We start from the raw sequence: 7,333 nt of genomic DNA, 5'->3' as shown, positions 1-7,333 counted from the left end.
AAGCGCGACACCGTGACCGGCCGGGCGGCCAGTTGTACCTCCTCGCCGGCGCGCACGCGCGCGTAGGCCCGTTCGCCGTCGACCTTGATGGCGCTCACCGTGGCGGGGACCTGCTCGATGTCACCGGTCAGGGCCGCGACGCCAGTCGCGATCTCGTCGTCGGTGACGTGCAGCGCGGGTGTGGTCGCGGTGACCTCACCCTCGGCGTCGTCGGTGTTCGTGGCCTGGCCGAGGCGGATCGTCGCGGTGTAGGCCTTGGTGGTGAGCAGCAGCTGGCCGAGGAGTTTCGTGGCCCGCTCCACCCCGAGCACCAGCACCCCGGTGGCCATCGGGTCGAGGGTGCCCGCGTGGCCGACCTTCTTGGTCTGCAACAGCTTTCGGCTGCGCGCCACCACGTCGTGGCTGGTGAGGCCGCTGTCCTTGTCGACGATCACGAGACCGCCCAGCTCGCCCACCCGCGACACTCGCGCGGCCATCAGCCGTGTGCGATCGCGGTCAGGATCAGCCCGTCGGCGATCAACCAGAGGCCGTCGAACTCGGTCAGCGCGGCGCCGCCGTCGTTCGTCAGACCGGGCACGAGCAGCTTCGTATGAAAAGTGCCCGAGCCCGCATTGTCTGTGCGGGAGTCGATCTCGAAGGTGATGTGCGCGTCCTCGAAACCGAGCCACCGCAGCGTGAGCGGGAACCAGGCTTTGTAGGTGGCCTCCTTGGCACAGAACAGCAGCCGATCCAGATGCAGGCCCTCGCCGGGCGTATCCGACAGCCACTCGCGTTCGGCGGGCAGACTGACCGAATCGAGCACTCCCTCGGGCAGGGTGTCGTGCGGTTCGGCGTCGATACCGACCGAGCGGAAACGCAGCGAGTGCGCCATCGCGGCGGCACGGTAGCCGTCGCAATGGGTGAGGCTGCCGACGATGCCGCGCGGGAACAGCGGCATGCCGCGTTCGCCCTTGCCGATCGCGACAGGCTGCTCACCGAGCTGTTCGAGGGCGAGGCGAGCACAGTGCCGGGCGCCGATGAAATCGCGGCGCCGCTTCTCCACGGACTTGGCGATGAGGTGCTCCTCGGCGGGATGCGCCGTGAGATCCTCCGGGAAAACCAGCAACTCCGCCGAAGCCACACTCCTCGGCAAAATCCTCTCCAGCACTGGCTTGTCCGCCTCTCCGCGTCGTGTGGCCAGACCTCGGCGCTGGTTGGGTCAGCACTGGCGTCTGGCGGTACCGGGTGGGCGGGTTTGCTCGTGCCCGGTGAGTTGCCGATGCTCTTACGAAATCAGGCGTGGGGTTTTCGTGCAAATTCGCTGTCAGATGCCTCGCCTGCGCTCGGCCTTCTCGCGCATCTCGGCGGCTGCGGCTTCCATCTCCGGGGTGACCTTGAAGTGGCCGCCCCAGGAGTTCAGATCGCCTTCGGCGTAGACCGGGTCGGGAAGGATCTGGCGGAGCAGCGGTTCGGGCATGCCTCGGCGTTTCCATTCGCGGGGATAGCCGAGGGAGACCTCTTCGAAGCGGACGCCGTCGTAATAGGTGGTGCGCGGGATGTGGAGGTGTCCGTAGACCGAGCAGACCACGTTGTAGCTGGTGTGCCAGTCGGCGGTCAGGTCGGTGCCGCACCACAGCGAGAACTCCGGGTAGAACAGGATGTCGGTGGGCTGGCGGACCAGGGGGAAGTGGTTGATCATCACCAACGGAGTGTCGGTGGGCAGCGCGTCGAGGCGGCGCTGGGTGTACTGGACACGGGCGTGGCACCAGGCGTCGCGGGTGAGGTACGGGTCGGGAGTCAGCAGGAACTCGTCGGTCGCCACCACATTGCGTTCGCGCGCCAGCGCCAGACCTTCCGCCTTGGTCTTCGTGCCCGCCGGTCGCCACGAGTAGTCGTAGAGCAGGAACATCGGCGCCAGGGTGACCCGGCCGCCGTACTTCTCGGCGCCCGGACCCGTCCACACCGGGAACGGGTCCTCGGGGGTGACGACATCGAGGTCACGGCACATCGCGACGAGATAGTCGTAGCGGGCGGCGCCGTGCATCTGCACCGGATCCTTCGGCGTGGTCCACAGCTCGTGGTTGCCCGGTACCCAGATCACCTTGGCGAAGCGGCCGCGCAGCAACTCCAGCGCCCACCGCACCTCCTCGGCCTTCTCCCCCACGTCACCGGCGACGATCAGCCAGTCCTCGGGCGAATCGGGAACGATCTGCTCCACCACAGGCTTGTTGCCCTGATGCCCCACGTGCACATCGCTGACCGCCATCAACTTCGGAATCACCTGTCCACAGTGGCACACCCCGGGTGCGCGGCACCGGCGGGTTCACCCCTGCGCGTCGGCTGCCTCGGCCACCAGCAGATCGAGCAGCCCGGGAAACCGCGCGTCGAGGTCGGCCCGCCGCAGGACGACGGTGCTGCGATTGCCGTAATTCACCTGCCGGACCAGCCCCGCCTCGCGCAGCACCCGGAAGTGGTGGGTGCGGGTCGCCTTCGTCACCGGTAGGTCGAACGACGAGCAGCTGCGGTCGCCATCGGCGGGATCCAGCGCGAGCAGGGTGATCACGCGACGCCGCAGCGGATCGGCCAGCGCGCCGAGTACCGCTCCCAGCTCGAGTTCCTGGTCCACCCACCACCTCCACATAGGTACGGCTTGCGTCATACCTAGCTGCCGCCTAGCGTCCTTAGGTACGTAGAACATCGTACCTAAGGAGCATCATGTCGAGCACCTACGCGCTGGTGGGGTTCGCCCACCCGAAACCCGAACGCCGCGACGACCTGCGTGAGCTGCTGCTCTCGTTCGTCGAACCGACCCGCGCCGAAGAAGGCTGCCTCGAATACCACTTCCACGTCGACAGCGACGACCCCTCGGTCTTCGTCTTCTACGAGGTATGGCGCAGCAAAGCCGACCTCGACCGCCACCTCGCCCTGCCGCACATGCAGGACTTCTGGAATTCGCGCCTGGACTACCTGACCCGCGACCTGGACATCCGCTGGATCGACATGCTCAGCCCCTATCCCCGCTGAGCCGTCCCGCTCCCGGGTCAGGCGGTGGCGAGTAAGCCGTCGACGAAAGCCAGGACCCGTTCCCGCGATTCGACGCCGACCTGTTCGTGTCCGCCCGGGTACTGCGCGAACTCGACCTGGGTGCCCGCCGATCGCATCTGCGCGAGCAGCGCGAAGGTCAGCGGCAGCGGCACCACCGTGTCGGCCGCGCCGTGGGCGATCAGCACCGGTTGGCGATAGCCGACCGTGGGGACCACCATGTAGTCGCGCAGGGCCGCGCCGATGCCGTCGGCGGCCACGGGCTTCGCCAGGAGCGCGCCGATCGACGCATTGCCGACGGCCCGGTCGAAATCGTCGACACAACTGGTGGCGATCGCGTCGACCACTTCGCGGCCACGCGCGCTGAGCAGACCGTTCACATCCAGATCGGGACGGGTGGCGCGAAGCCCGGCGAGCATGCCCGCGAACGGGCCGACGAGCCGGTCCACTACGGGAAGGTTCGGGACCTCGGGACCGAGCTGGGTCAGAATCTGCTCGTAGTTGGATGCCGGCGCCAGTGCCACGGTGCCGCGGAAGTCCAGTTCGGGCGCGTAGTCGCCGGCGAGGTTGCCGGTCCCCAGTGCGGCATGTCCTCCCTGCGAACCGCCGACCACGGCCCACGTCGGCGCCAGACTCGGCTCCGCGGCCCGCGCGGCACGAACCAGGTCGATCGTGGCCGTGGCCTCGGTGCGAGTGTGCAGGTACGGGTGCACGGTGTCGGAGCCGGGCGACAGGCCGAGGTAATCCGGTGCGACCACCGCCCAGCCACGATCGAGGAACGCTTGCAGCAGCGGGCGTTCATGCCGCGCCTTGTCGGTGGTGAGGCCGCAGTCGGGCCCGAGCCCGCTGGTCCCGTGATCCCACGCCACCACCGGATAACCACCTTCCGGGGCGGGCGAATCCGGGAGCAGCACCAGCCCTTCCGCGTTCGCGATGCCGTGCGTCGCACCCTCCGTGCGGTATTCGACGATGGCTGCCCGCGACCATTCACCCCAGCCGGCAGGCTGCGCAGTGTGGGCAATCAGCTGCCCCGGCGCGACGGGCGCCGCCTGCGCCGCGGGCCCCGCACCCACCGCGCCGATCAGCACCAGCGCCGCGGCCACCGCCACCCGGCCGGCCTGGGCGATCACATCGTGCACGGCCATTGCGCCTCCATCGTCGATCCCACTGTCCGCACTTGCGACGGTAGGCGATCGACTGTCGAGAAGCACCTTCGTACCCGTCACCAGAATCGAATCTGCTGCGTCGCAAAGGTTTCCACAGCCCTATGCGGCACCGCGCGGAATTTCGGCGCCCACCTTGGCCCAGCGACCGGATCGTGCGCGGGCGATGACGGCCAGCAGTCGAGCCAACATGAAGACGACCAAACCGGTCCAGATTCCCGCCACGCCCCAGTCGAAGATCAGCGACAGCCAGATCAGCGGCAGGAAGCCGGTCAGGGCGGCGACGAGGGTCGCGGTGCGAAGGAAGGCGGCGTCGCCCGCGCCGAGCAGGACGCCGTCGAGGGCGAACACCGCGCCGGCCACCGGGATCATGGCGACGAAGAACCACCAGATGACATGGATGCGTTCGAGGACCTGGGGGTCGTCGGTGAACAGCAGCGGGATCGCGGTCACGCCCGCGGCGAAGACTGCGGCAAGGAGCAGCGCGAAGATCTCGGACCAGACCGTCACCCGGCGCGCGATCGCCTTGGCGCCGTGGGCATTACCGGCACCGAGAGCCGCGCCGACCAGGGTCTGGGCGGCGATGGCGAGCGAGTCCAAGGTCAGGGCGAGGAAATTCCAGAGTTGCAGGACCACCTGGTGGGCGGCCACGGACGCGGCGCCGAAACGGGCGGCCACCGCGGCGGCGGAGACGAAGCAGATCTGGAACGACAGACTGCGGATGATGAGGTCGCGCCCGAGGACGAGTTGAGCGCGCATCACCGCGACGCGCGGGCGCAGCGAAACACGTTCGCGCAGCAGGGCATAGGCGAACAGGACGCCGGAGACCGATTGGCCGACGAGATTCGCCACCGCCGAGCCGGCCAGTTCCATCCGCGGTGCGCCGAGCAGTCCGTACACCAGAACCGGACACAGCACCGCCGACAACGCCAGACCCACCACCACATAGGTCAGTGGTCGTCGCACATCCTGCACACCGCGCATCCACCCGTTGCCCGCCATCGACAGCAGGATCAACGGCACGCCGAACAGCGCGATCCGCACCCAGATCAGCGCCTCGTCGGCGATCTCCCCACCGCCGGAGAGCACCGAACACAGTGGCACCGCGAACAACTGGATCACCGCGACGATCACCAGACCGATCGCCACACCCACCCAGCTGGCCTGTATGCCCTCCTCGACAGCGCCTGTCCGATCCCCCGCACCGTGTCTACGGGCCGCACGCGCGGTCGTCCCATAGGACAGGAACGTCAGCTGGGTGCTCACCGACCCGAGGATCACGGCGCCGACGGCCAGCCCGGCCAGTGCCAGCGCCCCCAGCCTGCCGACCACCGCGATGTCGAAGAGCAGATACAGCGGCTCGGCGACCAACACGCCCAGGGTGGGCACGGCGATGCCGAGAATTCGCCGCGGCCCGACCTGGTCGGCCTCATCGCCGGTCACGGCTTCGTCCCTCGGTTCAGCGGACCCCACACCGACCTCCCACGGTCACCACGAACTCATCGGACGCGCTGCCGACCTGCCGATGGTGGCACACGCCACCGACACCATCGCCCACCGCGCAGCGCCACCGGAGCGATCTCGCCGATCGCCGGGCATGATCATGTTCGCGGTGGTGGCGCACCGACGCCGCCACCCACATCGCCGATCACGCCCGCCGATCGCGGACACACCTCCCGATCAGCACGAAACCGCGAGTACGAAGTGTGGACGGCAGGCAGGATGAGCGACGATACTGGTCGCCTGCCCAGCTCGGGCGGGACGATGACATACCGCGGACGCCTGGTTCGCCCGGACAACTCAGGATCGACCATGGTGTTTGTGCAGCGATGGCGGGTGATCACGGCGTTCGCCCTGGTCGGCGCGGCCACCCAGCTGGTGTGGCTCACCTACGCGCCGGTGACGACCGTAGCGGCGGAGCACTTCGGTGTGTCCGAGTCCGCGATCGGGTGGCTGGCGAACATGTTCCCGCTGCTCTACGTCGTGCTCGCCGTACCCGCCGGAATCGCACTCGATCGCTGGTTCCGCCCCAGCCTGATCGCCGGCGCGGTTCTCACCGCGATCGGTGCGGCGTTGCGCCTGCTCGACGGCGGTTTCGCGATCGTGCTCATCGGTCAGACCGTCGTCGCCATCGCGCAACCGCTGGTGCTCAACGCCATCACCGGCATCGCGGGGCATTATCTCGACGAGAAGGACCGGCCGACCGGTATCGCGGTGGGCACCGCGAGCACCTTCGCCGGGATGGCCGCCGCGTTCGTACTCGGCGCGGCGCTGCCCGCGCAAAGCCAGCTCACCGCCCTCACCGCGATCGGCACGATCTTCGCCGCCCTGGCCGCGGTCGCACTGACCGTCGAACTGATGCGCGCGGGCACCGGACCTGCCGCGAGCACATCGACCTCGTTCGTCGCGCTCCGAGCGACCCTCGGGGACCGGTATGTGCGCCGACTCTGCGTCACCGTGTTCTTTCCCTTCGGCACGTTCGTCGCGCTGGCGACCTATGGCCAGGCGCTGCTGGAACCGTCCGGCGTGAGCGCGGACGCGGCCAGCATCGTGCTGCTGGTGAACGTCCTCGCCGGTGTCGTCGGCTGCGCGGTGATTCCGGTCGCGGTCCTGCGCCGCGGTATCGAACTCCCCGCCGTGATGGTCGGTCTCACCGCCAGCGCCGCCGCCTGTCTGCTCGTCGCCCTCGCCCCCGGCCTCGCCACCGGCTTCCTGGCCTTCGTCCTCATCGGCCTGACCCTGCTCCCCGCCCTCCCGATCGTGCTGGCCATGGCCGAACGCCACACCGGCGCCGCGGACGGCACCGCCGCGGGCCTCATCTGGATGACCGGCAACCTCGGCGGTCTCGTCGTAGCGGGCCTGACCGGCCTCCTCGTAGACCAGCCCGCCCTGGCCTTCACCCTCTGCGCCACCACCACCGTCCTCGGCGTCCCCCTGGCCCTGCGCCTGCGCCGCGAGAAGGCCGTCGCCGCGACCTAGGCGGTCAGCCCAGGGCGGCGATCAGGGCGCGCACGACATCCTCGGCGTTGCCGTAGGTGGTGTAGCCGGCGGCGAAGCGGTGGCCGCCGCCGCCGAAAACGCCGGCGACCGCGGCGACATCGACGCCGTCGGTGCGGCCTGGGGCAGAGTCGCGGGAGCGCAGGGAGACC

General features: G+C 69.1%; 9 protein-coding genes. 2 read left to right on the top strand and 7 right to left on the bottom strand.

Features of this window, described 5'->3' with window-relative positions; genetic code table 11:
- The 4 genes from truB to ACFWF3_RS17405 all read right to left on the bottom strand — a co-directional run.
- On the bottom strand, positions 1-476 hold a 476-nt coding region (gene truB / locus ACFWF3_RS17420), incomplete at its 3' end, for a tRNA pseudouridine(55) synthase TruB (protein WP_379314453.1).
- Entirely contained in the window at positions 476-1,147 is a 672-nt protein-coding gene (npt, locus tag ACFWF3_RS17415) for a 4'-phosphopantetheinyl transferase Npt (RefSeq protein WP_378992346.1), read from the bottom strand. The genes npt and truB, both read right to left, overlap by 1 nt.
- Positions 1,148-1,303: 156 nt before the next feature.
- The gene (locus ACFWF3_RS17410; protein WP_358062466.1) at positions 1,304-2,260 is read right to left on the bottom strand and encodes a metallophosphoesterase; all 957 of its coding nucleotides are present in this window, start codon (positions 2,258-2,260) and stop codon (positions 1,304-1,306) included.
- A 42-nt stretch (positions 2,261-2,302) separates the two neighbouring features.
- Positions 2,303-2,605 (bottom strand): ArsR/SmtB family transcription factor, encoded by a 303-nt coding sequence (locus ACFWF3_RS17405; RefSeq protein ID WP_378626527.1) that lies wholly within the window; start codon positions 2,603-2,605, stop codon positions 2,303-2,305.
- A gap of 89 nt (positions 2,606-2,694) precedes the next feature.
- Here ACFWF3_RS17405 and ACFWF3_RS17400 point away from each other — a divergent pair, with 89 nt between their 5' ends.
- Positions 2,695-3,003, top strand: coding sequence for a putative quinol monooxygenase (locus ACFWF3_RS17400; RefSeq protein WP_378992342.1), 309 nt, complete (start codon positions 2,695-2,697; stop codon positions 3,001-3,003).
- Between the two features lie 17 nt (positions 3,004-3,020).
- Here ACFWF3_RS17400 and ACFWF3_RS17395 read toward each other — a convergent pair whose 3' ends face one another.
- Entirely contained in the window at positions 3,021-4,166 is a 1,146-nt protein-coding gene (locus ACFWF3_RS17395; protein ID WP_379314452.1) for a lipase family protein, read from the bottom strand.
- Positions 4,167-4,286: 120 nt separating this feature from the next.
- On the bottom strand, positions 4,287-5,627 hold the full coding sequence (locus ACFWF3_RS17390) for an MATE family efflux transporter (RefSeq protein ID WP_379314451.1): 1,341 nt from the start codon (positions 5,625-5,627) through the stop codon (positions 4,287-4,289).
- A gap of 369 nt (positions 5,628-5,996) precedes the next feature.
- On the opposite strand from ACFWF3_RS17390, the gene ACFWF3_RS17385 reads away from it, so the two are divergent.
- A complete protein-coding gene (locus tag ACFWF3_RS17385; protein ID WP_379314450.1) occupies positions 5,997-7,163 on the top strand; it encodes an MFS transporter in 1,167 nt (388 codons plus the stop codon).
- Between the two features lie 4 nt (positions 7,164-7,167).
- On the opposite strand, the gene ACFWF3_RS17380 is transcribed toward ACFWF3_RS17385, so the two are convergent.
- Positions 7,168-7,326 (bottom strand): DHHA1 domain-containing protein, encoded by a 159-nt coding sequence (locus ACFWF3_RS17380; RefSeq protein ID WP_379314454.1) that lies wholly within the window; start codon positions 7,324-7,326, stop codon positions 7,168-7,170.
- Positions 7,327-7,333 lie beyond the last annotated feature (7 nt).

It is taken from the genome of Nocardia sp. NPDC060220 (assembly GCF_042727815.1).
Taxonomy (GTDB): Bacteria; Actinomycetota; Actinomycetes; order Mycobacteriales; family Mycobacteriaceae; genus Nocardia.
The sequence above is the reverse complement of the archived record's forward strand: the minus strand, read 5'-3'. Positions and strand labels throughout refer to the sequence as shown.